The sequence below is a fragment of the Micromonospora trifolii genome (genome assembly GCF_022229005.1).
Taxonomy (GTDB): Bacteria; Actinomycetota; Actinomycetes; order Mycobacteriales; family Micromonosporaceae; genus Micromonospora; species Micromonospora trifolii.
The window spans coordinates 57,054-83,639 of sequence record NZ_JAKKFD010000022.1; the positions used below are offsets into that span (position 1 = coordinate 57,054).

General features: G+C 70.9%; 21 protein-coding genes. 11 read left to right on the forward strand and 10 right to left on the reverse strand.

Annotation, left to right across the window (positions count from 1 at the left end; genetic code table 11):
• Nucleotides 1–7: 7 nt before the first annotated feature.
• Both NIE79_RS15170 and NIE79_RS15175 read left to right on the forward strand, forming a co-directional pair.
• Nucleotides 8–475 carry a hypothetical protein gene (locus tag NIE79_RS15170; RefSeq protein WP_238679190.1) on the forward strand — a complete coding sequence of 156 codons (468 nt, stop codon included), beginning with the start codon at nt 8–10 and terminating at the stop codon, nt 473–475.
• 78 nt (nt 476–553) lie between these two features.
• Nucleotides 554–1,561, forward strand: a complete 1,008-nt coding sequence (locus tag NIE79_RS15175; protein WP_238679191.1) for a hypothetical protein — start codon at nt 554–556, stop codon at nt 1,559–1,561.
• On the opposite strand, the gene NIE79_RS15180 is transcribed toward NIE79_RS15175, so the two are convergent.
• Nucleotides 1,534–2,373 (reverse strand): helix-turn-helix domain-containing protein, encoded by an 840-nt coding sequence (locus tag NIE79_RS15180; RefSeq protein WP_238679280.1) that lies wholly within the window; start codon nt 2,371–2,373, stop codon nt 1,534–1,536. The two genes, NIE79_RS15175 and NIE79_RS15180, sit on opposite strands and share 28 nt — an antisense overlap.
• 182 nt (nt 2,374–2,555) lie before the next feature.
• Here NIE79_RS15180 and NIE79_RS15185 point away from each other — a divergent pair, with 182 nt between their 5' ends.
• Entirely contained in the window at nt 2,556–2,900 is a 345-nt protein-coding gene (locus NIE79_RS15185) for a DUF1330 domain-containing protein (protein ID WP_238679192.1), read from the forward strand.
• 195 nt (nt 2,901–3,095) lie between these two features.
• Nucleotides 3,096–3,494 (forward strand): hypothetical protein, encoded by a 399-nt coding sequence (locus NIE79_RS15190; RefSeq protein ID WP_238679193.1) that lies wholly within the window; start codon nt 3,096–3,098, stop codon nt 3,492–3,494.
• Between the two features lie 6 nt (nt 3,495–3,500).
• Here the strand turns inward: NIE79_RS15190 and NIE79_RS15195 are convergent, their stop codons facing one another.
• The 5 genes from NIE79_RS15195 to NIE79_RS15215 all read right to left on the reverse strand — a co-directional run bounded on the left by NIE79_RS15195 (nt 3,501) and on the right by NIE79_RS15215 (nt 10,407).
• Nucleotides 3,501–4,670 (reverse strand): hypothetical protein, encoded by a 1,170-nt coding sequence (locus NIE79_RS15195; protein ID WP_238679194.1) that lies wholly within the window; start codon nt 4,668–4,670, stop codon nt 3,501–3,503.
• A complete protein-coding gene (locus tag NIE79_RS15200; RefSeq protein ID WP_124854094.1) occupies nt 4,667–5,182 on the reverse strand; it encodes a SigE family RNA polymerase sigma factor in 516 nt (171 codons plus the stop codon). The genes NIE79_RS15195 and NIE79_RS15200 overlap by 4 nt, the downstream gene beginning before the upstream one ends.
• A 137-nt stretch (nt 5,183–5,319) precedes the next feature.
• On the reverse strand, nt 5,320–7,866 hold the full coding sequence (locus tag NIE79_RS15205; protein ID WP_238679195.1) for a DUF6493 family protein: 2,547 nt from the start codon (nt 7,864–7,866) through the stop codon (nt 5,320–5,322).
• Nucleotides 7,863–9,188 carry an SWIM zinc finger family protein gene (locus NIE79_RS15210; protein ID WP_238679196.1) on the reverse strand — a complete coding sequence of 442 codons (1,326 nt, stop codon included), beginning with the start codon at nt 9,186–9,188 and terminating at the stop codon, nt 7,863–7,865. Before NIE79_RS15210 ends, NIE79_RS15205 begins: the two co-directional genes overlap by 4 nt.
• 40 nt (nt 9,189–9,228) lie before the next feature.
• Nucleotides 9,229–10,407 (reverse strand): MalY/PatB family protein, encoded by a 1,179-nt coding sequence (locus NIE79_RS15215; protein ID WP_238679197.1) that lies wholly within the window; start codon nt 10,405–10,407, stop codon nt 9,229–9,231.
• Nucleotides 10,408–10,690: 283 nt separating this feature from the next.
• Between NIE79_RS15215 and NIE79_RS15220 the strand changes: the two genes are divergently transcribed.
• The 3 genes from NIE79_RS15220 (at nt 10,691) to NIE79_RS15230 (ending at nt 13,256) form a co-directional block, all read left to right on the forward strand.
• A complete protein-coding gene (locus tag NIE79_RS15220) occupies nt 10,691–11,737 on the forward strand; it encodes an SMP-30/gluconolactonase/LRE family protein (RefSeq protein ID WP_238679198.1) in 1,047 nt (348 codons plus the stop codon).
• A 304-nt stretch (nt 11,738–12,041) separates the two neighbouring features.
• Complete coding sequence (locus tag NIE79_RS15225) at nt 12,042–12,254, forward strand: mersacidin/lichenicidin family type 2 lantibiotic (RefSeq protein WP_238679199.1); 213 nt, start codon at nt 12,042–12,044, stop codon at nt 12,252–12,254.
• 72 nt (nt 12,255–12,326) lie between these two features.
• A complete protein-coding gene (locus tag NIE79_RS15230; RefSeq protein ID WP_238679200.1) occupies nt 12,327–13,256 on the forward strand; it encodes an LLM class flavin-dependent oxidoreductase in 930 nt (309 codons plus the stop codon).
• A 6-nt stretch (nt 13,257–13,262) separates the two neighbouring features.
• On the opposite strand, the gene NIE79_RS15235 is transcribed toward NIE79_RS15230, so the two are convergent.
• From NIE79_RS15235 to NIE79_RS15245, 3 genes are all read right to left on the reverse strand, one after another.
• A complete protein-coding gene (locus NIE79_RS15235) occupies nt 13,263–15,425 on the reverse strand; it encodes a peptidase domain-containing ABC transporter (protein WP_238679201.1) in 2,163 nt (720 codons plus the stop codon).
• Complete coding sequence (locus tag NIE79_RS15240) at nt 15,422–18,739, reverse strand: type 2 lanthipeptide synthetase LanM family protein (RefSeq protein WP_238679202.1); 3,318 nt, start codon at nt 18,737–18,739, stop codon at nt 15,422–15,424. Before NIE79_RS15240 ends, NIE79_RS15235 begins: the two co-directional genes overlap by 4 nt.
• Before the next feature lie 115 nt (nt 18,740–18,854).
• A complete protein-coding gene (locus NIE79_RS15245) occupies nt 18,855–19,043 on the reverse strand; it encodes a hypothetical protein (RefSeq protein ID WP_238679203.1) in 189 nt (62 codons plus the stop codon).
• Between the two features lie 332 nt (nt 19,044–19,375).
• Between NIE79_RS15245 and NIE79_RS15250 the strand changes: the two genes are divergently transcribed.
• From NIE79_RS15250 to NIE79_RS15265, 4 genes are all read left to right on the forward strand, one after another.
• Nucleotides 19,376–19,627 (forward strand): mersacidin/lichenicidin family type 2 lantibiotic, encoded by a 252-nt coding sequence (locus NIE79_RS15250; protein ID WP_238679204.1) that lies wholly within the window; start codon nt 19,376–19,378, stop codon nt 19,625–19,627.
• 11 nt (nt 19,628–19,638) lie between these two features.
• Nucleotides 19,639–19,887, forward strand: coding sequence for a mersacidin/lichenicidin family type 2 lantibiotic (locus NIE79_RS15255; RefSeq protein WP_238679205.1), 249 nt, complete (start codon nt 19,639–19,641; stop codon nt 19,885–19,887).
• A 142-nt stretch (nt 19,888–20,029) separates the two neighbouring features.
• The gene (locus NIE79_RS15260) at nt 20,030–23,392 is read left to right on the forward strand and encodes a type 2 lanthipeptide synthetase LanM family protein (RefSeq protein WP_238679206.1); all 3,363 of its coding nucleotides are present in this window, start codon (nt 20,030–20,032) and stop codon (nt 23,390–23,392) included.
• Nucleotides 23,393–23,539: 147 nt separating this feature from the next.
• Nucleotides 23,540–24,334, forward strand: a complete 795-nt coding sequence (locus NIE79_RS15265; protein ID WP_238679207.1) for an AfsR/SARP family transcriptional regulator — start codon at nt 23,540–23,542, stop codon at nt 24,332–24,334.
• A 31-nt stretch (nt 24,335–24,365) separates the two neighbouring features.
• Here the strand turns inward: NIE79_RS15265 and NIE79_RS15270 are convergent, their stop codons facing one another.
• Nucleotides 24,366–26,372 carry an AfsR/SARP family transcriptional regulator gene (locus tag NIE79_RS15270; protein WP_238679208.1) on the reverse strand — a complete coding sequence of 669 codons (2,007 nt, stop codon included), beginning with the start codon at nt 26,370–26,372 and terminating at the stop codon, nt 24,366–24,368.
• Nucleotides 26,373–26,586 lie beyond the last annotated feature (214 nt).

The following is a 26,586-nucleotide window of genomic DNA, read 5'->3' on the forward strand; positions in this document are numbered from 1 at the left end:
AGGAACGATGAACCTGACCGCGCTCCGCGCTCTCCTGCCCGTCGCCGCGCTGGCCGGCCTGGCGGCCTGCACCACCCCGTCCCCCACTCCCGCCGCCCAGCCGAGCACCACGCCGCCGGCCAGCGCCGCACCCGCCTCGCCCGCGATGCCACCCACCGCCGTCAGCCCCTCACCGACCCGCAGCACGTCGTCCGGCACCACCCCGGCCGCCTGTCCGGTGAGCGCGGCGACCCTGCAGGCCGCATCGGGATTGCCCAACACCCACCGGATCGACCCGGATCAGATCAGCTGCGCGAGGCGGTGGGCCACGGCCGGCGTGCTCGCCGTCGACCCCGGCATGCAGGGCGACGGTGTGCTGCTGTTCACGCACTCGGACGGCAGGTGGCAGAAGCTGGCCGAAGGCAGCGCACTCGAGTGCACCCCGTTCGGCATTCCGCCCGAGATCGGCGACCAGGTCGGCTGTCGCGACCACTGAGCAGCGGCCCCCGTCCGCAATCGGGTTGTTCTCTGCCGGCGCACGGGTGACCATGGGCGGCATGGCGGGAGCTCGGAGGTGAGGTCGCCTCTGCAAGGTGGGCTACCGCCCGGCGGCGCTGTGGTGGTCGGGGCCGTCGTGGAGATCGCCTGCGACGAGTCGGGATTCTCGGGTACGAACCTGCTGCACTCGAGCGCCCCGGTGATCACGCACGCGAGCGTCGACCTGGCCGTCGACGAGGCGGTAGCGCTCATCACCGCCCTGCGGTCCGGCTTCCGGTTCGCACCACACGAGCTCAAGTCCGGCCGGTTCCTGCGCGGCTCGGGTGCGCAGCAGGCACTGGCGTGGTTCCTGGCGGCGCTGGCCGGCCGCGCGCACGTCCACCTCATCGACAAGGAGTTCTTCCTCGTCACCCGAATCGTGGACTTCCTGCTGACCGAGCCGTCGTACGCGGCGGGCACCCGCCTGGCCCGCGAGCACCATCCGGCGGCTCTCGCCCTCTACGAGGCCGGGCGCTCGGCCGGCGGCGACTGGGCCGCCTTCCTGTCGGCCTTCGTCGACCTGGTTCGGATGAAGCGGCGACTTCCGGTCGAGCAGACCGTGCAGCGGTTCTTCCAGGCCCGGGACGCGCTGCGGCGACACGGCCTCGGCACGGTGGCCGCCGCCGTCCTCGACGGGCTCGGCCCGAGCCACGTACGCGCCGTGGTGGCACGGCTCGACGTCGACGACCGCACGGTCCCTCCCCCGCTGGAACCGCTGCTGCCGGCGCTGGCGGAGACGGTCCTGTCCTGGAGCGGCGGCCAGCGGCAGGTGCTGGTGACCCACGACGAGCAGAGCGCCCTGACCGCCGACCGGCTGACCCGCCTGCAACGGGTGTTGGCCGACGACGGCCATCCACCGTCGGCCGGCGTCGACCGGGCCAAGGCGTTGCCGAACGGGGTGTCGCCCCTGGCGGGGCTGGTGATGGTCGACTCCCGCGACGATCCGCGCGTGCAGGTCGCGGATCTCCTCGCCGGAGTGGCCCGGCGGATGCCCGACATCATCGACGACGCGCTCCGTCAGCCGCCGCCCGCTCCCGCACTGTGACGGGCAGCCGGGTCACGATCGGCGCGGGCTCGGAGGGCTTGCGTGGTCGCCGGGTCAGCAGGAAAGAACGCCTCGACGGCCAGCCCGGCGACTGTGACATCCCGCGGCGTACCGAAGAGGGTCGTGGTGCTGACGAAGGACAACTCCTGGTCGCCGCGCCGGTACCGCAGCGGGACGAGAACACGGGAGAGGGCATCGCCGACCGGTGTCGTGGCGACGTCGCCACCGGGATAGCCGCGAAGCTCCTCGTGCAGGTCGTACAGGATCGGGTCGTTGGTTGACGTCGCCTGCTGGTGCAGCCGTTTCAGCAGGTGGGCACGCCACTCGGCCAGGTTGACGATGCGCGGTGCCAGACCGTCGGGGTGCAGGCTGAGGCGTAGCACGTTGATCGGTGGGGTCAGCAGGTGCGACGGTGCGTCCATGGTGAACAGGGCGACGGCAGGGTTGGCGTCGACGAGGTGCCAGTGCTGGTCCACGAGCAGCGCGGGGTACGGGTGGTGACCGTCGAGGATCTGCCGTACGGCGGCACGTACCGGTGCCAGCTCGGGGTCGCTCAGCTCGTGGCGCGGGTAGGCGGGCGCATAGCCACCGGCCAGCAGCATCGTGTTGCGCTCGGCCAGCGGCATCTCCAGGTGTTCGGCCAGCCGCAGGATGAGGTCGGGGCTCGGCCGGGACCGCCCGGTCTCGACGAAGCTCAGATGCCGGGTCGACACTCCCGCCTCGATCGACAGGTCGAGCTGGCTCATTCCGCGAGTTCGGCGCCAGTCACGCAGCAGCTCTCCCACTGGTCGCCCCGGCCGGGTCGAGATCATCACTCACCGACCCTAATTCCGCGCCGGAACCCGGGCCATTACCTGGGAGGTAATCGACAGCCCACCAGGACAGCGGAAATAGTTCTTCCGGCACGACCGATCCGGCGGCACGGCGCGGTGGCCCACGCCCCCGCCGCCGACGCGACCCCGGGCAGAAGACCAGACGCAAAGGACGGGCAATCATGACCGCGTACGCACTCGCACATCTCCGCAAGGCACCCGTGCACGCCGAGGTGCTGACGTACCTGGAGCGAATCGACGCCACCCTCGCGCCCTTCGCGGGCCGGTTCCTCGTCCACGGCGGCGCCATCGACGTCCTGGAGGGCGACTGGCCCGGCGACGTGGTCGTCATCGAGTTTCCCGATCTGGCCCAGGCCCGCTCCTGGTACCAGTCCAGCGCCTATCAGGAGATCAAGCCCCTGCGGACGAGGCACCTCACCGGCGAGGTGATTCTCGTCGAGGGAGTCGAGCCCGGCCACGACTCGTCGCGGATGGCCGCGGCCATCCGCCGCGCCACCGATCGGTAGCCCCCGACGCACGTGCGCCGTCCCGAAGAGCCGGACGGCTCGCCGTCCTCAAGGCACCCGGACCCAGGTCAGCCACGCCCGAGGAGTTCGCCGCCGGATCTCGTGCAGCTGGCCGACCAGCCGTATCGTGAGACACGGGGACGACGATCCGCCGTCTTCGATTGAACGCCACAGGTGGTGGTCGAGGAGGACGAGATGATTGGTCTGGCGACCGTCGGCGCAATCGTGGGTGTCCTGCTCGTCGGTCTCGTGGTCCTGGTCCGTAAGCCGGCCAACACCCGGTCGGTGCTCAGATGGTCGGCCCTGGCGATCACCGCGCTGGTGGCCGCCGTGCTGGCTCCCTTCACGGTGGACGACTCGGGCACAGCGGCCAGCTATCTGCTCGGCGTTCCCGTCGTCGCGGCGCTGCTGCCCGTTCTCGCGCAACGGGTCGGTCGGCTGACCACGGTCGCCGATCTGGTGGCCGCGCTCGTCCTCACCGGATGGGGTCTGCTGCTCGGGCTGGGCATCGGTGTCGCGTTCCTGCCAGCGGTGATACTTCTGGTCGCCAGCGCCGCGGGCACCTGGGCGCCGCGACCGTCCACAGCCACGTGACGTTCCTCAGCGCGTGCACCGCCACACCAGCGGCCGGTATGCCTGCTTCTCGTAGACGGCCCCGACGACAGTCAGACCGTCGTCGCTGATCCCCTCGGCCGTGTAGATGCCCGCCTCGGTCGCCCGGACCTCGGGTCGGCCCGGCAACCGGCGGGAGGTGCCGTCCGGGGCCACCACCAGCGGCGCACCGTCGGCGACCAGCACATCACCATTGCCGGCGATGCCGTTCGCCCCCGGGAAGGGCAACAGGCTCACCGCCCCGGTGGTGAGGTTCCACCGCACCGGCAGCATCTGCACGGCGCTGCCGGTGCGGGCGCCCGGGACCATACCGATCGCCCATTCGCCCTGTGCCGATTCGACCGACGCCCGCGGGTAGCCGTCGGGCACCGCCAGTGCCGCCGCGACGCCCTGCGGTGACCACCGGTAGGGCCGTTCGCCCATGGTGCCGACGATCGTGCCGTCCTCGGTGATGCCGGTGGCGGACGACCCCCGCTGGCCGATCAGCCGGTACTTCTCGGGGTGGTCCGTCGACCACAGCACAGCCTGGTGTGAGTCGTCGGACCGGCGGGCGGTGCCGACAATGTCGCCCCGGCCATTGACGGCGTGCACGAGCACCGCGTCGTAGCCGGGCGGGGTGGCCAGGACGTGTAGCTTCCCGTTCCGGTACAACCAGCCGGTGCCGTCGCCGTCGGTGCCGACCACATAGCCACGGGTGTTGACCGCTGCCGGCTGCCGCGCGGCAGCCGGCAGGACCACCGGCGTGCCGTCGGTCCACAGCACGACCCGCCCGTCCTCCTGCCCGGTGCCGATGTCGCCGACGATGTGCCGTCCGGTGGGGTCGACCCGGTTGGCAACCGCTACCGGACCCTCGATCGGCTGCGGCAGCCACGACGCCTGGCAGGTGACCGGTGGGCGCGGGGCGGCCGAGCCGGTTTCGGCCGGTGACACCGCGAGCGCTGGCACGGTCGGAGCCGGCGGGCTGGCGGTCCCGCCTACCTGGACGGCACTAACGACACCGACCCCGGCCAGCACCGTCAGCGCGGCGATCCCGCCGACGCGCCGACGCTGACGGCGTCGCCGGCCGTCGCGGACCGCCCGGCGCAGGTCGACCCGCGACTCCGGTACCGGCACCGACCGCAGCAGCTCGGCGATCCGCTGATCGTCTTCCGTGGTCATCTCGGACTCCTCACTGACATCTCGGTGACGTCGAGCACCTGGCGGACGGCCGCCAACGCCCGAGCGGTCTGCGACTTCACGTTGCCTTCGGAGCAGCCCATCGCGGCGGCCGTGTCGGTCAGCGACAGGTCGCACAGGAACCGCAGGACCAGCACTGTGCGCTGGCCGCGCGGGAGGCGGGCGAGCGCGGCGAGCAGGCTGTCCCGCTCGGCCAGGTCGTCGTGCGGCGTCACCGGCGAACGCTCCGGCTCTGGCACCGACCCCAGCAGCCGAACCTTCGCCCAGCTCAACCGCTTCTCGTCGACGAGCTTGTGCACCAGCATCCGATGTACGTACGCGTCGACGTTGTCGGCCCGGCTGACCCGGCGCCAGTTCACGTAGAGCGCCGTGACCGTCTGCTGCACCACGTCGTCGGCCAGATGGGCGTCACCGCACATCAGGAACGCGGTCCGATGCAGGCTCGGCAGTCGCGCGGAGACGTACTCCACGAACTCACCCTCGGCATCCACCATCGAGGCTCCCTCCTCCGCAAGGTCGACGGGACCGGACGGCATTCAGGTTGCGTCCGCGTCGAAGAACGCTGGGAAGCCCTACTGCGCGGCCGGGCCGGGGGGTCCCGCCCGGCCGCGTCAGCGAACGGATCAGCGGGTCAGGCGGCCAGTGCGGTAGCGAGTCGGCGAGCTTCGGTCGCCAACCGATTCGTGCCGCCACGGGCCACCACGTCCGCCAGCCCCAACACCTCGATGGGCACTCCGGTGGCCCTGGCTGTCTCGGCTCCCAGGGCCAGCAGGTCGGGCGTGCCGCGAGGCGGGGTCGGTGCCGCCAGCATCGGTGGCAGCGCGGCGGCGAGCAACCGCCATACGCTCAGTCGGGCCCCGGCGGCGATCGCGTCGCGCAGCGGTGTGACCACCCTGCTCAGCGTCACCTGGCCGTCAGCCGCCAGCGCGCCCAACTGAGCGCCAACGCCCGGAGGATCGAGGTCACCCGCGGCCGCCAGCATCAGCAGGGCGTCCAGGGCGGCCACCCGGTCCACCTCGTGCCGGGCGCACAGACCGTAGGCCAGCGCCAGGTCGAGCGCCGGGCCGCCCGCGCCGGCGCATTCGGCGAGTAGCGGTAGGATCGTTGCGCCATCCTGGAGGTCCTGCTGCGCCGCGCTGGCGAACTTGGGCAGCAGGTGGGCGGCGACCAACCCCCGGTGCCCTGGCAGCAGCGCCGGCCACAGGTTGCTCGAGTCGCCCGGCCCTCGTCCGATGGGTTGCGCGCGGACGGTGAGTAGCCCGAGCGGGTCCGCCACGCCTTCGGGCGGGCTGGTGGTGACGAGGGTGCGCCGCACGGGCAGTTGGTCGTAGCCGTAGTCGTAGGTGTGCCTGCGCTCGCGCCGGTCGATCGTGACCACCTGGTGGACGGTTGCCGGTAGGGCGTCGCCGCGCAGCCAGCCGGCCAGGTCGTCGCCGGCGGAGGTGCCGAGCGCGGCGGCCCGGCTCGCCAGCGCCTCGTCCACGCCGACGGGCAGTCGCAGCAGGGCCTGGGTGAGATCCCATCGCCACACCGGGCGGTCACCGAGGGCGGCCAACCGTTCGTAGAGCGCTGTGGGGTCGAGGGCTCCGGTGGCGCAGGTCGGGGCGGCCAGCAGCCCGGGGTCGTCCCGCCCGTCCAGGCGCTGCCCGATCTCCGCGAGCCGGGCGCTGTAGATCAGCGTGAGGGCGGACTGGTGGGGCGGGTCGACGGCCGACCGGCCGCGGAACGGGCGCAACGGCCGGGACAGTAACTGGCTGAGGATGCTGGACCACTGGTCGCGGCGGCTGGCCGCCTCGGGCGGGGCGGCGGCGGCCAGCAGGACGCCGTTGAGTTGGACCGTCACGTTGAACTGGGACCACATGTGGTCCCAGGAACCCACCTGGCCCCGCCGCAGCACCGGCAGGAGGGCGGCTCCCACTCGGTCCCGTTCGGTGGTGGTCAACCGGACCAGCCCGTCGAGGACCCGCTCCAGGGTCGCCGCGGGCCAGCGCGGGGTGAGCAGCCCGAAGACCTCCTCGACCAGCTCGTCGACGTCGGTGATCGGCGGTGCGGCGAGCGCGGGCGACACCGGCGGGGGCAGCTCGTCGCCGGTCACCTTCACTGTGAGCGTGGCGACCGGTCGGTGGCCGTACCGCTGTGCCAACGCCGTCGCGCGGTCGCGCAGGTCGGCGGCCGGGTGCTCGGCGCCCGAGGCGAGGACCTCGGCGAAGTCGGCTGCCCGCTCGGGGTGCTGCCGGGCCAGTCGGTCCAGCCACGACAGTTGAGCCCGCACCAGCGCCTTCTCCGGCCGACCCAGCACGACCCGTGAGGTGTCCAGCAACGACTCGAACTCCACCTGCCCGCCGGCGTCGCGTAGCGCCCGCTGCGCGACGCCGGCCACCGGTCCGGGCCCGTCGGCCAGCAACCGCAGGTACCCGCTCGCCCGCGCGGCCACCTCGTCCGGGCCGGGTCGAAGCGCTTCGTGCAGCGCGAGGAACGGACGCAGCGCGCCCGGCCGGTCGCCGCGCAGCAGCCGGCCCAGCACCCCGTCCACCAGCATGGCCCGGTCGAGCCGCCCCTCCGTCGCCAGCGCTGCCAACGTCGCGGGCACCGCCCGCCCGCCGCCGCTGAACCCCAGGTCGACGCCGGCCCCGTCGACCTCGAACAGGCGCGGCAACAGCACGTCCAGGAACGGGTCGGCGCGTAGCCGGTCGACCAGCGGCGTCTGGCGCTGCTCGTCGGGCGACCGTTGCCACCACATCGACTGCGCCCAGCCGACGACGAACGCGTCCCCGGTCGGCGGCGGCACCTTCTCGGCCAGCAGCAGCTCGGCGATGAAGTGCCAGCCGTCCCACGCTCGACTACGCGGCAGCCGCTCGGCCAGCCGGTACGCCAGGTCGGCCAGCCAGGGAACGCCCCGCTGTCGCGCTGCGGCGACCACCGGCTCGGGGTCGGCATCCGCCAACATGACCGACCGCCGACCGAGCAGGGCCGCTGCCTTGGTCGCGGTGCTCAGCGTGCCCACGGCGGCCACCGCCAGCGCGGTCGCCGTGGCGCCCCACCACATGTCGTCCCGCCGACGGACGTGCGCGGTCAGTTCGTCACCGAGCGCCCGTCGAGCCGGGTCGTCCAGGGTGTGCAGCATCGCCCCGACGCTCGTCACGTCACCACGGCCCAGTGCCCTGAAGAAGTCCGTCACACAGTCACCTCCGCGAGCATGGACACCGCGAGGGCATGCTTGCACGGGCCGCGCTGCCCCCGGTACTTCGCCCACCACCGACAGGTGCAGGTGAGGTTCCCGTCGGGGAGCCGGCGAACGCGGTACTCGTCGTCGTCGCTGCATACCGTGGCGTGATCGCCGTCGCGGCGGACCGCGCCCTGCTCGACCAGCGTGCGCGCGCCGACCAGCCGGGGGTTGTCCCGTTCCGCCCGGCCGGCGTCGTGCGGCATGACCCGGTGGAAGTATCCGGCGTCGGCGACGTCGTAGCCGACCCGTCCGGCGGTGCCGAGCTGGGCCAGGGCCGCGCGGACCCGGTCGTCGGACAGGCCGGTCGCGTCGGCCAGCGCGGCGACGTCGATGGTCGGGTCCCAGGAGAGCAGGGCGCCGACCAGTTCCGCGTCGTCGATCACCTCGTCACCGGCGAGGGCGAGCAACGCGGCGCCCTCGCCGGAGAAGCCCCGGTACGGCTCGGGTGAGAGGGTCAGCGACAGCCGCAGCGACCCGGTGTCCAGTTCCCAGGTGCTCGGCACTGCCGGGGAGCCGGCGCGCACCGCCGGCCCGTACACCCGCAGGGTGCGGGCGTGCCGGAGCAGCCCGCGCAGCGCCGCGAGCCGGCCCGCGCCGGCCAGGCAGACCGCCCCCGGCGTCGGGCGCGAGGTGAGTCGGAGGGTACGACCGGCCGGCACCGCCCACAGCACCGAGCGGTCGCTGCTCCCGGGTAGCCGGCGCAGGAACGCCGTGGCCTCGGCGGCGGGCACCTCGGCGCGGGGCTCGAACCCGGCGGTGAGCACGTGCACCTCGGCGAAACCGCGCATCCAACGCCCCGGCAGCGGGACCTTCCGCTCCACCACAGCGCCCTCCATGGTGGAGACGGTGAGGTCGTCCGGGCCGACGGCCAGGTGCAGTGGCTCGATCCCACCCACCCGGGCCAGGGCTTCGCGCAGCGGTGGGTTGACGTCGACGTTTGTGGTGCCGTGCCCGGCGATCTCACCGTCGAAGCCGGCCGGGACCACGTCCATCCGGGCGTACACCCCGCAACAGCCGGAGAAGGACTCGAAGCGCAGCCGCTCCCGGCTGCCGGTCACCACCGGATCGAGGCTCGCCGGGCTGACCGGCTGGTGGTAACGGGTGCGGGCCACCTCGGCCACGGCCAGCAGCCCGGCCGCCGCGGCCGCCGGGGTGGTGAGAAACCCGGAGAAGAAGCGCGGATTGGCCGCCGGGCCGCCGCTGGTCTGGAGGTCGAGACCGGCGGCACGCAGAGTGGACGGCTGGAGATATCGGTACGTCTGGACGGCGTTCACGGGCACACCGTAGAGCCACCGACCGACACCCGTGCCGGTCTCAGCCGACGGCGCTGGTCATCCGGCGTACCGCCTCGGTGATGATCTCCGGCGCGGTGGCCAGGTTCAATCGGACGTGCCCGACGCCGCCGGTGCCGAACGCCAGGCCGGAGTTGGCCGCTACCCGGCCACGGTCGAGGAACACTGTGGCCGGGTCGTCGCCGAGGCCCAGGGCGCGGCAGTCCAGCCAGGCCAGATAGGTGGCCTGACCAGGTTGGTAGCGGATGGCCGGCAGGTGCTCGGCGAGCAGCGCGGCAAGGAGCCGACGATTGTCGTCCAGGCCGGTCAACACCGCGTCGAGCCACTCGCCGCCGTCGCGGAAGGCAGCGGTGTGGGCGATCACGCCGAGGTGGCTGGTGCTGACGCTGACCCCGAACGGGACGCGGGCGAGGTCCTCGGCCGCCGCCGGGCCGGCGACGAGGAGCCCACCGCGCAGGCCGGCCAGGTTCCACCCCTTGGAGGCGGACATCAGCGACAGGCCGTTCTCCGCGCCGGGCACCGAGAGGTACGGCACGAAGCGCGCTTCCGCAGCCACCACCGGAGCGTGGATCTCGTCGGCGACCACCCGCACCCCGTGCCGCTGGGCCAGACCGGCGACGGCTGTCAGCTCGGCGGCGCTGTGCACGACGCCGGTCGGGTTGTGCGGGTTGCAGAGCAGGTACGCCGCCGGCCGACCGCCGGCGCGCACCCGCCGGAACGCATCCTCCAGCGTGCCGAGGTCGATCCGCAGGTCCTCGCCGAGCGGCGCCTCCACGATCCTGCGGTCGGCGTGCGCCACGGACTCGTAGAACGGCGGGTAGACCGGGCAGTTGACGATCACCGCGTCCCCCGGTCCGGTGACCAGTCGCAGCGCCTCGACGACGCCGTGCATGACGTCGGGAACCAGCGCGGTGCGCTCGACGGCCAGCCCGTCCCAACCCCACCGCCGCGCGGCGAACTCGGCCACTGCCCGCGGGTACGCCGTGCCGGCGGTGTAGCCGGTGTCGCCGCGCGCGACGGCGTCGGTGATCGCCCGTGCGACCGGCTCGGCAAGCGGCACGTCCATTTCGGCCACCCAGAGCGGCAGCACGTCGTCGGGGTACTCCCGCCACTTGAGGCTCGTCCGCTGCCGGAGCTGGTCGATCGTGAGCTGACGGAGGGGATTGACGGCGGTTGGGGCACCACTGAGCAGGCCAGTCATGACCCGAGCCTATTCCCCGCGTCCGCCCCGGCGACCCGGGCCCACCGTTGATATGTCCACTGTGGTCGTACCGGAAGGATTTCCCGACGCTCTTTGGCATTGACCAGCGTCTTTTCGTTCGGGCCTCGCACCGTTTCGGATTCGACGGCGAAAGATTGCTGCGGGTCACTGGTTCATAACCTAGGCTCCGGAATGTCCACATCGACGGCCCGCCCTCACGCCGTGCCAGCCACCGACCTCGCACGCCGGCCATCGCAACCCTCGACGCCGATAGGAGTATTCGATGACCTGGCGTCCCACCATTGCCGCACTGGCCGGCCTGTGCCTGGCGGTCAGCGCCACCCCGTTGCCCGCCGGTGCTGCCGCCTACGCTGCGCATGTCAGCGCTCATGCCGCGCTGGCCGGTCCGCCCGGCGCACCGCCCGGGGTCTGCCCGACAGGGGCCAGTTACGGCTCACCGCTGCCGGCCAGCACTGTGACGGCCCCGCGAATCCAGGGCGGGTTCACCTTCCTCGAAGGGCCGGTCTGGGTCGCCGACGGCGGTTACCTGCTGCTGTCCGACATGACCGCCGGCACCGGGCCGTACAACGTCCAGCCGTCGACGATCCGCCGGTTCACGCCGCCGGCGACCTTCGACACGTTCATCGCCAACGGCGGCAGCAACGGCCTGGCACTCAGCGCCGACGGCCAGCAGCTCGTCGCGGCCACCCACGACCAGCGCAGCGTGTCCGCGTACCGGCTGAGCGACCGGGCCCGCAGCCCCGTAGCGGCGAACTACCAGGGCAGGGCGTTCAATTCGCCGAACGACGTCGCGGTCCGATCCGACGGCGTCGTCTACTTCACCGACCCCAACTTCCAGCGCGGCAACCGCCCGGACCAGATGAGCGGGCGTACCAGCGTCTTCCGCGTCTCCAACGGGCAGGTGTCGCTCGTCGACGACCGGTTGCGCCAGCCCAACGGCATCTCGCTCTCGCCGGACGGGTCCGCGCTGTACGTGGGCGCCTACTCCGAGAACAAGATCTACAAGTACGCGGTCCAGCCCGACGGCAGCATCGGCGCCCGCAGCGTCTTCGTGAACTACATCGGCGGCCCGGACGGCGGCACGATCGACTGCGCCGGCAACGTGTACTGGACCTCGGGCGGGGACTCCCTGGTCCACGTCTACTCCCCCACGGGCAACCAGCTCGGCACGATCCGGTCCGGCGGCTCCGGCACGACAAATGTGGCGTTCGGCGGCCCCGACCGGCAGACCCTCTTTGTCACGTCGGGTCGGTGGGGCGACTCCGGGCTCTACAGCGTGCGGCTCAACGTCCCCGGATACCCGTACTGACCACGGCACCTCGGACAGGGACCTGAGACACCGTACGTTCCGGCCCCGCGTCCCGCGACCTTCGTAGGCCCAGCAGAGCGGTGAGTGAAAGGGCTCAGCCTGGCCACTCACCGCTCGGGGCAGCCGGCGCGGCCGCTCCTCCCTCGGCGGTCGCGTCGGATGGTGACCGCTCAGTCGGGTCGCCGGCCTTCGCAGAATCAGGCGCAGAAGCTGGTCAACCGCCGATAAACCGTGGCTCTACCACCTCGTCCGACCATGGCTGGAGACCGAGCGACCTGTCTCGGCCAAGGGATGGAGACGAGCGATGAATCGTGTGGCGGTACGTGCCTGGACAGACCCGGTCTACCGATCCGGGCTCAGCGACGCCGAACGCGCCGACCTACCTGACAACCCGGCGGGCCTGATCGAGCCGTCCGACGAGGACGCCTTCGGTGCCGGGGCAGCCGCCACCCTGGGCCTCTTCAGCTTCGGCTGCTGCATGGGCTGGACCCTGCTCCCGGACTGGTTCTGCTCCTGATCTGTCGCTGCCAGGACCGTCGTCATTACCCGACGTCGACCGCAATGACGACATTCGAGAGAGGGAGCGACAATGGGCACCTATTCGCTGCTACTGCCATTCATGCCACAACGGCCGAAGCAGTTGGTGCCGTTCGCGGCGCTCGTGCAGCGGACGGCAGCGCAGCGGCTCTGGCAGGGACAGAGCCTGACCATAGAACCGCACCAGGGCTTCGCGTACGCGGCCGGCGCTGGCTTCCCGGTGCCGGCCGGGATCGGCGTCTCGCTCATGGCGCTGCGCCACCCGTACGAGGCGGCGATGGCGGCACGATCGCTCGCGCTGGTGACAGGCCAGTCGGTGGTGGCGGGGTTCGGGCCTGGATCCGGCTCGTTCCAGCAAGCCATGCTCGGCGCGGCGTATGCCAGCCCGTTGACCGCCGCTCGTGACTACGTCACAGCCGTCCGACTGGCGCTGGGTAGCGGGCTCGTGCAGATGGCCGGCGTCTCATCACCGGCTGTGGAGGTCGGGCTTGGGGTATTACGACCCGGCATGGCGCGGCTGGCGGGGGAGGTGGCCGACGTGGCAATCACCTGGCTGACTCCTGCGGCGTACCTGCGGCAGGTCATCATGCCCGCGCTTCACGAAGGAGCGGTCCTGGCGGGCCGCCCAATGCCGCGCGTCACCGCCATTGTTCCGATGGCGCTGGCCGCCGCCGACCGGGAACCGGCGGAGTTGCTTCTGGCCGGCAGCCGCGCGCACCTACAGGCTCCGCACTATCTGGACATGTTGCGCCGGGCTGGCGCCGCCTTCGCGACGGGAGACAGTCCCGAGGTCGTCGCGAAGGCGGCCCTTGCCTGCGGCGCGTTCCTCAGCGGAACACCTGAGGATCTCTGCGCCCTGATCGCCGACTACCACGACGTCGGCGTGGACGAGGTGGTCATCAGCGTGACCGGAGTCTGCGTCCAGTACGGCATCAGGGCCGGGCTGACCGAGTTGACGGCAATCATCAGGGCACTCGGGTGAGTTCGTTCAACCGGCTGTGGTGCGGGCGGTCAGCCGTGGCGTCTGGCGCCGCACCAGTTCGGCGTATCGCCCCTCGAGCGCCATCAGTTCGTCGTGGTTGCCGCGCTCGACGATGTCACCCAGGCGGAGCACCACGATCTCGTCGGCGTCGCTGATCGTGCTCACTCGGTGCGCGATGACGATCCTGGTACAACCCAGCGCGGACAGCTCCGCTGAGATCGCCGCTTCGGTCAGCGTGTCCAGGTGGCTGGTCGCCTCGTCCAGTACCAGCACGTTGGTCCGCGACAGCAGCGCCCGGGCGATGGCCAGCCGTTGACGCTGTCCGCCCGACATGGCGCCGCCGGCCTCACCGACGTTGGTGCTCAGCCCCATCGGCATCCGCTCCAGGTCCGCCAGGAACTGCACCTTGCGCAGCGCCTCGCGCAGCTCGTCGTCGCTGACGCCGGCCCGGCCCAGGGTCAGGTTGTCGCGGATGGAGCCGCCGAAGACGTACGGGAACTGCGTGACCACGCCGAAGCGTTGGCGCAGCGGCTCGAGTTCGTACTCGTCCAGCGGCAGCCCGTCCACCAACACCTCGCCGTCGGTGGGTCTTAGCAGCCCGGTGAGCAGCCGTACCAGGGTGGTCTTGCCGGAGCCGGTGGCACCGACGATAGCCACCTTGGCGCCCGCGGGCACGCGCAGGTTGATGTCGTTCAGCACGGCCGGGCTGCCGAGGTCGTACCGGAAGCCCACGCCCACGAGTTCGAGCTCGCCGCGCAGCTCCGCCGGTCGTGCGGCCGTCGGGCGGGCCGGCTCGGGCTCCTCGTTCAACACGTCGTAGATGCGCTCCAGATGCGAGCCGATCGTCTGCAGGTAACGCAGCGCGCCCATTATCTGGGCGACGGGGGCGAGAAGCAGCCCCGCGATGACGTTCAGGCCCAGCATCGTGCCCAGGGTCATCCGCCCGTTGGTCACCTGCACGATGCCGAAGACCAGCAGGGTCAACGGCGCGGCCACCTGGAACATGCCCATGGCCGTCTGGTTGACCACGTCCAGCCGCCGACGTTCGTACCCGGCCTGCACCGATTCGGTGAACCGCTCCACCCATCGCCGTAGCGCCCAGTTGGACAGCCCGGAGCTCTTCAGGAACTCCGCACCGGCCAACGCATCGATGGCACTGCTCTGTGCCTTCGCGCTGGCGGCCAGCTCGCGCTGCGCCCGCTCGTGCATCCGCCGCACGGTGGCGACCACGATGGCGAGCTGCGCGGCCGCAAGCACAGCCACCACCGCCGCGTGGCCCGGGCTCACCGCGACCAGGAGCACGGTGTACCCCGCCACGAAGAACGTGTCGAGAACCAGCGAGACGAGTTGCGAGGTGAGCATCTCCCGGACAGCCATGTTGCTGCCCAGACGGGCCATCAGGTCGCCGGCGCCGCGCATCTGGAAGTACGCGTACGGAAGGCTCAGCAGGTGGGTCATGAACCGCTCGCCCAGTGCTCCGTCCAGCCGCCGTTGCAGGACCAGCAGTGCCAGCCCCCGGGAGAGCGACGCGAGCCCATGTACGACCACGTACGCGGCGATGCCCAGGGTGAACAGCATGAGTGTGTCGGCGCCCTGACCGATGAGGACGTCCACCCCGTACTTGGTGGCCATCGCCGAGGCCAGGCCGAGCACCTGGACCACCGCGGAGAGCGCGACAGCCAGCACCATGAACAGCGGTGCGAGGCGGATCAGGTCACGCAGGAAGCGCAGTGTGAGGCGGTCGCGCAGTGGCGTACGGCGGCGCGGCGTCGAGTCGCCGGAGGTGAACTCCAGCACCGTGCCAGAAAAGTCCTCATAGAACTCTTCGTGGCTCAGCCAACGGCGGCCGCTCGCCGGGTCCACCATCCGGATCCGGCCGGGTCGGACCTTTTCCAGCACCGTGAAGTGGTCCTGGCGCCAGTGCGCGATCGCCGGCAGGCGCACCTCGGCGAGGTTGTCCGGACTGACCCGCAGCCCACGGGCGGCGAGGCCGTAGACCCGCGCGACCTCGATGATGCGCTGCGCATTCGTGCCGTCCCTGCCGATGCCGAAGTGCCGACGCAACTCCCGCACCGGCGTCGACTGGCCCAGCCCGCCGAGCACCATCGCCAGGCAGCTCGGGCCGCACTCGGTCGAGCTCATCTGGAGAATCACCGGAACGCGGGTCACGTTGTCTCCTCAACAATGTTGTCGACGATCGGAGTGGCCTGGAGCAGCAGCAGGTTCGGTGTGTGATCCGGCTGTCCTGCCCGCAGCAGGCCGTAGCCGATGCCGGCGGCACCCATGAGCAGCCCGGGTACGTGAAGACCGTGCGGCACGCCGCAGCGCTCGTTGCCGGCGAGAACGACCTCGGCGGTCGATCGCGCCGCCCGGCCGGCCAATTGGACAAGCGTGCGGTCACCGGTGACCCGCCCGGCGGTGAGCAATGTCTCGGCCAGGCCGAGGTCGCCATGGCAGAGGCAGTCGCTGCCGATGCCGGTGAGCGTGTCGCCGTCGATCAGGTCCCGCCGTACCGCCGCGACCGCCGCCGCCAGGTCGGCGCGCCCCACTGCGAGGTCGATGCCGCCGAGCATCCCGGCTCGGGCCAGCGCGATTCCAGCCGCGCCGTGGCACCAGGCGTTCATGAACGTGCCCTCCGGGGTGGAGTCGCGGTGGTCGGGCCAGTTCCCGGCGGCGGCGTCGTACTGCGCGTGCTCGTACCGCACCGCCCGCGCTGCCGCGTCGAGGAACCGTGCCTCCCCGGTCACCCGCCCAATTTCGGCAAGCGCGTAGGCGATCCCGGAGACGCCGTGTGAGAAGCCGAGCAGTGGTGACCGGGCACCGAGCGCGGTGCGCCAGGCCAGTCCGGGCCCGTCCGCCACGGCGGTGGCCAGCAGTCGCTCACCCGCCGCGCGCAGAGCCGTGAGCGTCCGGTCGTCGGGTTGCACGTCGTGCAGGGCGCGCAGAGCGAGCGCCGCACCCGCCGTGCCGACCAGCACGTCGAGACGCGTGTCGGTGGTCACGCGTCGGCTGACCTCGGGTACCAGCCGTTGTGCGTGTGCCAGCAGCTCCGGCGCGTCCCAGAGGGCGCCCAGGTGGGTCAGCGTGTGGATGTAGCCACCCAACTCGCTGAAGCCGCCGAGGCCCAGTAGATCCCGGTCCCGCTCAGGCCAGTCGAGCAGCGTGTCCACATGATTGGTCAGCATCTCGGCGACGGCCTCTGCGGTAGGCCGGAACCTCGACAGGCCGGACTGCGCGCCGAGCTGGCCCAGGAAGACGGCGATCCCGGCGAGCCCGCTGAAGTTCTCGTAGCCGGTTGGCATGACGCCCCAGTGACGATCGGTGATCATCGCCAGGGTGAGCCACAGCGGACGCCGGCCGGGGTTGTCGATGGCGGTCTCCAGCAGCCGGTCACCGAGGCGGGTTGCGGCGCGCACCGCGAGCGCCGGGTCGATCTCCTCGGTCGGCAGCGGTCGTACCCGTGGCCGTGCTTCCCGTTGCCCGTCACCGAGGCGCAGCGCGGCGAGCGACGCGGACACCGCCCAGCTCTGCCGCCCCAGGTCGGCTTCGGACAACGTGGCGATCCGCTCGCGGACCAGGTCGAGACCGGAGCGCGGGAAACAGTCGGGCACCATGACGCCGTGCTCGTCGTGCAGGTCCCGAGAATCGGGCCGGGTCCAGAAGAACGGAATGTCGCGTCGGGTCAGTTGGCGCGCCTCGCTTGCCGCGATCGGGGCGCTTGCGACAAGCTCCGGGTGGCGGGTACGGATGATCTCGAAGAGGCACTCCCGGTCGAGCGCGTCACCGAGCACCGCCGGGTGCCAGGACTCCTGGAGGATCCGGCCGTACACCGCGGTCGGTAGCACCACGACGCGGGTCTCGTCGGTCGCGAACGCAGCGACCGGCCCGGCGTCGGCGCCCAACTCGTCGCGGTGGGCCAGCAACAGGCGATAGCACGCCTGGAAGCCGGCGAGCAGCTCGTCCTGGTAATCCACGGGGTCCACGGCAGCGCCGTTGAGCTTCGCCAGGTTCAGCGCCGCGGGCAGCTCTGCCCTCGCCCGGGTCCGCCGCATCCGGTCCGTGCCGGTGTCCAGCCACTGCGGTACCTTCATCGGCGTCAGTTGCCCGTCGCCACCAGCCAGGCCGGATATCTCGGTGGTCAGCACCTCGTCGCCGTCTTGGCGGATCAACCGCTGAGGGAGCAGACCGACCGACAACACCCAGTCTTCCAGCAGGTCCATGGCCTCCGGGGGCACCGCCACGCGGCGGGTGCGTACGGCCGGCACCGGCTGCTGGAATGTGGCCTCCAGGTCGACGACGGCGGGGTGCTCACCCGCCGCGATCACGTTTTCGAGATGCATGTCGGAGGCGCGCAGGGCGTACAGAAGACTGAGGTAGACGCCGTGTCGCCAGTAGAAGCGACGTAGCTGCGCCTCGTCGGTGCAGCCGCGTGCGGTGACGAACTCGACCCAGCCGTAGCCGAGTCGCTCGAGGATGGACAGCCGCCGGAGCGGATGTGCCAGGCCCTTATCGTTGAGCCAGTCGACCAGCTCGTAGAAGTGCGTCTCGACGGCGAGGCCACGGGGCTTGTACACCACACTCGCGCCGTCAGAGAACGTCAGGATTGCCACGCTGCGCCCGCCACGATGCGTGTCGCCCGCGCCGGTACGGAGCTCCGCCACGTCGTGCAGCGAATCCGCTGTCACGCCGAACGACGCGCGCAGCGCCGGCAGGTCGGCGAGCAGCCGGCCGGCCAGTTCACGTCGTACCGCAAGCCAGGTGGCCAGCTCGTCGACCAGCTCGCGGGCCAGGGTGGGGTGCTCCGCGAGGATGCCGAGCGCGAAGCCCGGCTCCCGCAGCCGCGCCGCGAAGGCGCTGAAGCGTTCCGCCGGGGTGTCACCGGACAGGGTGCCGGCGGCCCGGCGCAGATGGAGCGCGAGGACCGGTGCCACCATCGCCAGCAGCAGCTCGTACGCCGGCCGGAGCAACGGGTGCGACGGTGAGATGCCGTCCTGTTGGCCGAAGTCCCGGGCGAGCCGGTTCACCTCGTCCCGGAGCTTGCGCTGGTGCCACACGGCGAGCGGATGGACCAGGGCCAGCAGGCCGCCCGCCGGCCCGAGCCCCGCGAGCAGTTCGTCATCGATCGGCGACGGCTCGGCCCCGTACCCCGCCCATGCGACTGCCACCGCGTTCAACCACTCCGGAGGCTGTGGTATCCGCTTCCGCAGGTCTTCGGGAGACTCGCCGAGCAGCAGCCGCAGTTCCTGTTCGCCCACGCCGGCCTCGTGCCACCGCGACAGATCGGGACGCAGGCCACCGGTCACTGCCGTACCGCTCTGCCAGCCGGCCAGCCGGCGCGCCCCTAGGGACAATGATTCGTCGGTGCCGGAATCCGGCGGGGGTAGCCGCTCCCGCATCGGTAGCCCGGCCCACCAGGCCGAGCTGGCCAGTGGATCGGCGGCGGGGCGGGCGGGAACGCTCGTTGCGATGTTGCCATGGACCATCACACTGCTCCGATCAACTTTTTGCGGCAATGGGACTGGGTGAGTGGGTGGGCGGGCGCGCGCACCCGCCCACCCGTCGAACGACCCACGCGAGCGGGCCATCCGGTAGCGCTGGCTAGCAGCAGCCTGTGCTCACCACGCCGCAGGTGCCGCAAACGCTCTTGACCGCTGTGGACAGCCAGACGGTGATCAAGATGCTCGTGACAAAGCAAGCGCCGCCGGTTCCACCGGCGTGCTCCTGGTTTTCCAGGTCGGTCAGGTCCATATCACCGAGCGGGTCATCCAACAGATCCTGTTGCTCCATAATTTCTCACCTCCATTCGCTCCCGAGAGGACGTACGTCGCTGTTCTGGCCGAGCAAATACAGCCTGCCCCGCCTCCGTTTATCGGCTGCCGATCGGTGTCAGCGCGGCGGTCGATCGCCGGTAGCGCGGAAGCAGCGGAGGCTCTGAACCTCCTTGACAGGTCCTGGCCAGCGGGCCGAATGTGGGTACGCCACCGTTGTCCGGTGGCCGGTTCCTGGCCGAGCCGAATTGCTGTCAATCCGTCGCCTGTTCTGAGCGCGCACCGACTCCACGGCAATTGGCATAAGCCAATCGTGGGCATCTCTATGACGACAACCCGATTGGAGAATTGATGAGTGGCGCCACGAGGGCGTGGAAAGACCCGGTTTTCCGGGCCGCGCTCGGCGATGACGGGCTCGCGGAAGTGCCGGCTCACCCGGCCGGTTCGGTCGAGTTCGACGAAATGATCATGGGTATCCGGGGCGCCGGCAGCCAGGCCAACCTGACCGTTGGTTGCTGCGCGTCGAACCTGCCGATCACGTTCCGCACCTGCCTCTCCTGCTACGCGTGGACGTGCCGGACGTGCTGGACCTGCGAGTGCTGAGAAGGAGTGACATGAACAGCACCATTCGTGCGTGGAAGGACCCGGCGTTCCGGGTCAGCCTCGGCGACGAGGCGCTGGCCACGCTGCCGGACAGCCCGGCGGGCGTGGTGGGCGACCTGGACTCCGGACTGTCCGACATGGTCGGCGCGGACCACCGCCCGTTCACGTTCCACAGCTGCTTCACCTGCGCGTGGGGCAGCATCGGCTGCATGAACACCTGCTGGGTCATGACCGCGGGCTGCGCCAGCGGCAGCTGCTGACGACCGCACTGCACCTCTTATCGCAATTCAGCTGTTCCGCATCACGGGGCGGGCGCCGTGGCGCCCGCCCCACCGGATGCCCGGCCTTCCCGGCCGACGCGGGCGCTGCCCGGCGCACAGACCACACACCGAAGGCGGAGTCATGTTTGACGAAATCCTCAACGCGCCCGACTGGTGGCGCGGCCTCACCCGCACGGAACGGGGCGACGGCCCGCCGCGCCTCACCGCCGGGCAACTCGACTACGGTCGCCGCCGACGGGAGGCCTGGCGCGGCGGCCACATCCTGCGCGGCAAGGACATTCCCCTGGATCGGTGGGATCGGCTGGGGATCAACGACGAACGGGTGATCGAGATGCTCGGCGAACCGGCCGAGTCGCTGGCCGGACGGCTGCCCATGCCCGCCTGGCTGGGGACGATCACCGACGCGTGGCAGCGGTTCTCCACTGTGCGCCTGGAGGACCTGGAGCTGGACGACCACCGCGGCCACCGCCACGACGCGCAGGACCACGCGTCCGACCACGGAGAAATCGGGCCGGTGGGCAACGAGATGTTCCTCGCTCTCATCGCGCCGCTGCTGGCCTGGGCTCGCGAAGAGCTGCGGGAACGAGTCGAGGCGTTGCTGCCCGTACCGGCAGGCGGCGACCGCCTGCCCCCCGGCCATGCGCTGTTCCGCCCGCCGGTCGACCGACTCACTCACATGATCGTCTCGGTGATGATTTTGGAGGTGAACGTCGCCCGGATCGAGGGCAGGTTGCCCGGCGCCACGCCGCGCGAGCGCATGGAGGCGTTCATAACCCAGATCCGCGACCCGGAGGCGGCACTGCACATCCTCGCGGAGTATCCGGTCCTCGCCCGAGAACTGGTGACCTACCTGCGCACGACGGTCGACGTGCGGGCCCGCATCATCGAGCGGTTGCTGGCCGACCTGCCCTCGCTGCGCGCGACGTTCGGAGCGTCGTGGCAGGGTCTGGGTGACCTCGCCGACATCAGCTTCGGGGCCGGCGACACCCACCGCGGCGGCCAGGCCGTGGCCATCCTCACGTTCACCGACGGGCGGCGGCTGGTCTACAAGCCGCGCAGCCTCGCCGTCGAGGTGCACTTCAATGAACTCCTCGACTGGCTCAACCGGCACGGCCTGAGCCATCCACTCCGGCTGTTGCAGGTCCTGGACCGCGGTGCGTACGGCTGGGTCGAACATGTGGACGTCGCGTCGTGCACGGACGAGGCTCAGGTGGGCCGCTTCTTCTGGCGGCAGGGCGCACACCTGGCCGTGTTCTACGCGCTGTGCGGCTCCGACATGCACCTGGAGAACGTCATCGCCGCCGGAGAGCACCCGGTGCTCGTGGACCTCGAAGCGATCTTCCAGGTCCGCCCGGGTTTCGCCGATGACCGGCCGGCCGGTCTCGCTCTCGGCGAGGCCCCCGGGGTCATCGACGAATCGGTGCTGCGAATCGGCCTGCTGCCGGAGCGGATCATCACCGCGGACGACGAGGGCATCTACGACGCCGAGGTGAGCGGGCTGGCCGGCGGCGGCGGGCAGATGTCGCCGGCCCGGCTGCAGACGTACGTCGACTCCGGCACCGACGAGATCCGGATCGTGCGCGACCGGCGGGAGATGCGGGAGACCGAGAATCGGGTACGGCTGGACGGCCGGCCGATCAGCGCCCTGCTGTACACCGAGGTGCTCGCCGACGGCTTCGCCGAATGCTACCGCCTCATCCTGGCCCACCGTGACGCGCTGCTCGCCCCGGACGGGGTGATCGCCGCGTTCCGCGACGACGAGGTCCGCTTCATCCCCCGACCGACGATGACCTATGCCCGGGTGCAGGTCGAGTCGTACCACCCGGACCTGCTACGCGACATGCTCGACCGCGAGATCTTCTCCGAGGTGCTCTCGTCCTGGTTCGCGGACCTGCCCGAGCGGGATCGGTTGCTCGCCAGCGAGCAGCGCCAGCTCGCCGCCCAGGACGTACCGTGCTTCCACACCACGCCCAGCTCGACCAACCTGTTCGACGAACTCGGCGTGGTGACGCACGGGTTCCTCGACTCCACCGGCCTGAGCGAGGTACGGCGGCGGATCGACCGGATTTCCGAGGACGACCTGCGGCGCCAGCTGTGGTGCATCCGGGCATCGATGTCGGGACTCACCGTGGGGTCGCTGCCCGCGGCACCGGCCGAGCCGCAACCGTTGCCCAGCACGCCGCTGGACACCGACCTCGCCGTCCGAGCCGCCGTGTCCGTCGCCGACATGCTGTTGACGGCCGCGCTGTCCAGTGATGGCGAGGCCCCGTCCTGGCTGTCGGTCAACTTCGTCGCCGAGCGTTTCTGGACGGTCGGGCACGCCGGCATCGACCTGTACAGCGGGGTTCCCGGCGTCGCGCTGTTCCTCGCCCAGCTCGGCTCGGTCACCGGGGAAACCCGGTTCCGCCAGCCGGCACAGCAGATCGCCGAGCAACTCGCCGACGCGGTTCAGCAACTGTCCACCGGCGACGACCACAAGCGGCTGCCGATTGGTGGCTTCGGCGAACTCGGCGGGTTGGTCTACGTGCTGAGCCAGCTCGCCGACCTGTGGCGGGAGCCGGCACTCGCCGAGGCGGCGCACCTGGCGGCGACGATGTGCTACGAGCGGTTCGCCGACGACGAGGCCCTCGATGTCATCGGCGGTACTGCCGGCGCGGCGTTGGCGATCCTCGCGCTACACGGCAGCAATCCGGACGACCGCACCGCGGCGGCCATCGCCGCCGCCGGCGCCAGGCTGAGCGAGCGGGCGGTCAAGGTGCCCGGGGGGATCGCCTGGCGGATCGGCATGGAGCGAGATCGGGAGCTGCTCGGCTTCTCGCACGGGGCAAGCGGAATGGGGTACACCCTGGCGCGGATCGGCGAGGTCACCGGCGACGACCGGATGGCCGAGCTGTGCGGGCAGGCACTGCACTTCGAGCGCCATCACCTGTCGCGGGAGCGGGCAAACTGGCCGGACGTACGCTCGACCAGCGAGGCGGACGCGTTCATGGACACCTGGTGCCACGGCGCCGGTGGGATCGGATTGGCCAGGGCGGCGCTGCTGCGGCTGCCGACGATGGCCCCGTGGCGCGACCTCATCCACGAGGACCTGGGCATCGCGGTCGGCCGGGTCCGGGACGACCTGATGGTGCACGGCCGGTACGTCGGCATCGGCAACGACTCCATCTGCCACGGCGACCTTGGCCTGGTGGAAACGCTGTTGAGCGCGGGCGCCGTGCTGGGTGACGGGAACCTGACGACGACCGCGCTCCAGTGCACCCGGCTGATCGCCGAACAGGTGCTGGCCGGGGCCCCGCGCCCAGGGGTGCCGCAGGGCATCACCACGCCTGGGCTGATGATGGGCCTGGCCGGCATCGGGTACGGGTTGCTTCGCGCCGCACTGCCGGACCAGGTGCCGAACGTCCTGCTGTTGGAGGGTGCGGGCACAGGTGCGGGCACGGGTGCGAGGCCGGCGCTGGCCGGGCTGGCGACCAGCCGGACGTAACCGCGCCGCTGCGCACCGGTGGCTGGCGAACGCCGCCGGTGCGCAGCAGCGATCCCCGTCGCGCATCGGACCGCAGGACTATCGCAAGATTTCCGCGAGGTGGATGGGTGACTCTCGTCGAGATACACATCGGCGAGGAGGGACAGTGTGGAGACAAACGCGCGCTACCGGATCCTGGGACCGGTCGAGGTGCGGCAGGGTGACGCCTGGGTGAGCATTGCACCGGCCAAGTGGCGGGCCCTGCTCGCCGTGCTGCTGATCAATGCGGGGAGCGTCGTCCCGACTGACGAGCTGGAGCGCCAGCTCTGGCCGCAGAGCTCACCGGCCGCAGCCCGCCGGCTGGTGCAGCACTATGTATGCCGGTTACGGCGGCTGCTCGGCGACGAGCAGGACAGGCGCGTGCTGCGTACCCGCCCGACCGGTTACCAGCTGCTGGTCGGCCCCGGCGAGCTCGACGCCGATCAGTTCACCGCGTGCGCCGCGGAGGGGCACCGCGCGCTGGCCGGGGGCCGGTACGCCGAGGCCGCCGAGCGTCTGCGGGCGGCGCTCTCGGCGTGGCGTGCTGCCACCGCCCTGGCCGACGTGACTGGCGTACCCTCCGTCGAGGTCGCGGCGGCCGGTCTCGACGAACGCCGGCTGACCGCGACCGAGGGGTGGCTGCGCGCCAGCCTGGCGAGCGGACCGGTTGAAGCGGTCATACCCGAACTGCAGGCGCTGGTGGTGGCGCACCCCCTGCGCGAGCGGATGCGCGAGTTGCTGATGGTCGCGCTGTACCGGGCCGGCCGCCGCTGCGATGCGTTGGCGACTGGCCGCGACCTCCGGATGGTGTTACGCGAGGAGCACGGCCTCGATCCTGACGACGCTGTGCAACGGGTGGAACGGATGATCCTGCGCGGTGAGTCCTTCGAAGTCGCGCTGGGTACGACCGGGCGAGTTGGCTGAACGGTTGACCGCTGACCCCGGGGCCTGTAGCTCACTTGACGGCGGCCATGAGCACCTTGCGTTCTCTCATCAACCACGCAAGCGCGTCGTCCGCGTCGAGGTGGGCCTCGGGCGTGACGTTCGCGCTCGGCGGGTCCAGGGAGATGGGGTTCGCCATGGGGTAGAGCACCCTGACGGCGGCGTGTGTGCTGTGCAGGTAGTGCTCCTTCATCCGGCCAATCGCTGCCCGCCGCCGATGTTCGGGTTCCACCTTGACCACAAGCTCCGAGGCGTAGCTCCGCACAAGGTCGTGTAGGGCGTACCGACCGGGCTCGGGCTCCCTGATCAGGTGTGCTCGGGCCACCTCGGCCAGCAGCGACCGGACTTCACCGACCGGGAGGCCGGCGAGGCTGGCCGCAGCCGGGGCGGCGACGTCCGGCCCCGGGTGCAGCCCCAACAGCCGGAACAGTCGTCTCGCCGCCGCGCCGAGCGCCTGGTATGAGGACGAGAACACCCTGCGTAGATCACTGGCGGCGTCGTCTCCCGAGAACGCGTCCAACGAGTTCTTGTCGTCCTGCAACTCGCTCGCCAACTCGACCAGCCGGAACGTGGGATGGATTCGCGCCCGTGCGGCTGCGACGGCCAATGCGAGCGGGAGCCCGGCACATCTGGCGGCGATCTCGCCAACCGCATGTGGTTCGGTGGACGTACGGGCCGAGTCGAGTCGGTTGATTAGCATCTGCCGTGCCTCCGGTGCCGGAATCACGTCCAGAACGAGCGGGACTGCCCCCTCGACCGCCACCAGACCCGCGAGTTGGTTTCGGCTCGTCACGACCACTACGCAGCCCGGCGTACCGGGAAGCAGCGGGCGGACCTGTTCAGCATCGCGGGCGTTGTCCAGCACTATCAACAGTGACCGTCCGCCGACGAGGCTGCGGTACAGCACCGCCTGGGCCGCCGGGTCTGCCGGGATCCGTTCGGTCGGCACCTCAAGCACGTCCAGGAACAGCCGCACCGCCTGATCCGCCCGCATCGGTGGGTCGGACGGGTCGAACCCTCGTAGGTTGACATACAGCTGACCGGCGGGAAACCGGGCCTTCATCCGGTGCGCCCAATGCACCACCAGGCCGGTCTTGCCCACTCCCGCCATGCCGGACACGGCAGCGATCGCATTCCTGCTGCCCTGTGTGCCGGCAGCCAGTTTGTCGAGCCAGGCGAGTTCGTCGGTGCGCCCGGCGAAACCGGGCACGTCCACGGGAAGCAGCGCGGGTCGGACGCTGCGCGCTTCAGTCCTCCGAGTCGGCTCAGGAAGTTCTCCCCGCAGGATCGCCTGATGAGTCTCTCGTAGCTCTGTTCCGGGCTCGACGCCGAGCGTCTCGACCAGGCGATCGCGGGTTAGGGCAAAGTGGTCGAGGGCGTTCGCGGTTTGGCCAACGGCGTGTAACGCCCGCATCAACACCTCCGTCATCGGCTCGACCAGCGGATGCTGCTGCAGCATCTCGCGTAGCGGCTCGATCACCACAGCCGGGTCGCCGGCAAGGAGTTCGGCTTGGGCCCAGGCGATGGCCGCCGCCAGGCGTTGCTGCTGCCACCCATCGCGCATCCGCGCGACCCACTCCCCTCTCAAGCCGGCCAGCGGCTCCCCGCCCCACAAGGCCAAAGCCTCACGCAGTACCGCGACCCGTTCCCCAGCAGCGCAATCCGGGGCCCGACTCCGATCCACCAAGCGCCGGAAACGGTGCACGTCAACCGACTCGGGGCTGACATCCAACACGTATCCGCCGGACCGACGCAGGATGGCCGCCGGCGCCCCGGAGTGCTCTGTCGCCCTGGCCAGCACCGCTCGGGACCGCGCCACGTGCGTGTACAGGTCGTCGCGTGCTCGCTTCGGCGGCGTCAGACCCCAAACCCTGTCTATGAGGGTGTCATGGCTGACCACCCGACCGGCGTCGACCAACAACGCCCCGAGAGCGAGTTGGACGCGAGGCTGCCCGGGATCCACCTGCCGTCCGCCGGCACACACCTGCAACGGGCCCAACAGCCGGAACTTCAGCACCATAGGAACCTGAACATTCGACTCCTCCTGACGATCCTCGAGACAGGTTGGGATCCGCGGGAGCGCTGATTCCGCGGCAAATGCGGAACGTCAGCGTCCGCTCGAGGGCCGCGCAGACCTGCCGTGATTTCGATTAGAGCATCGAGGAGACTCGTCGCAGTCGGGTTCCTTGTTCGGGCCTATTCGAGTTCCTTGTTCGGGGCTATTCGACTTTCCT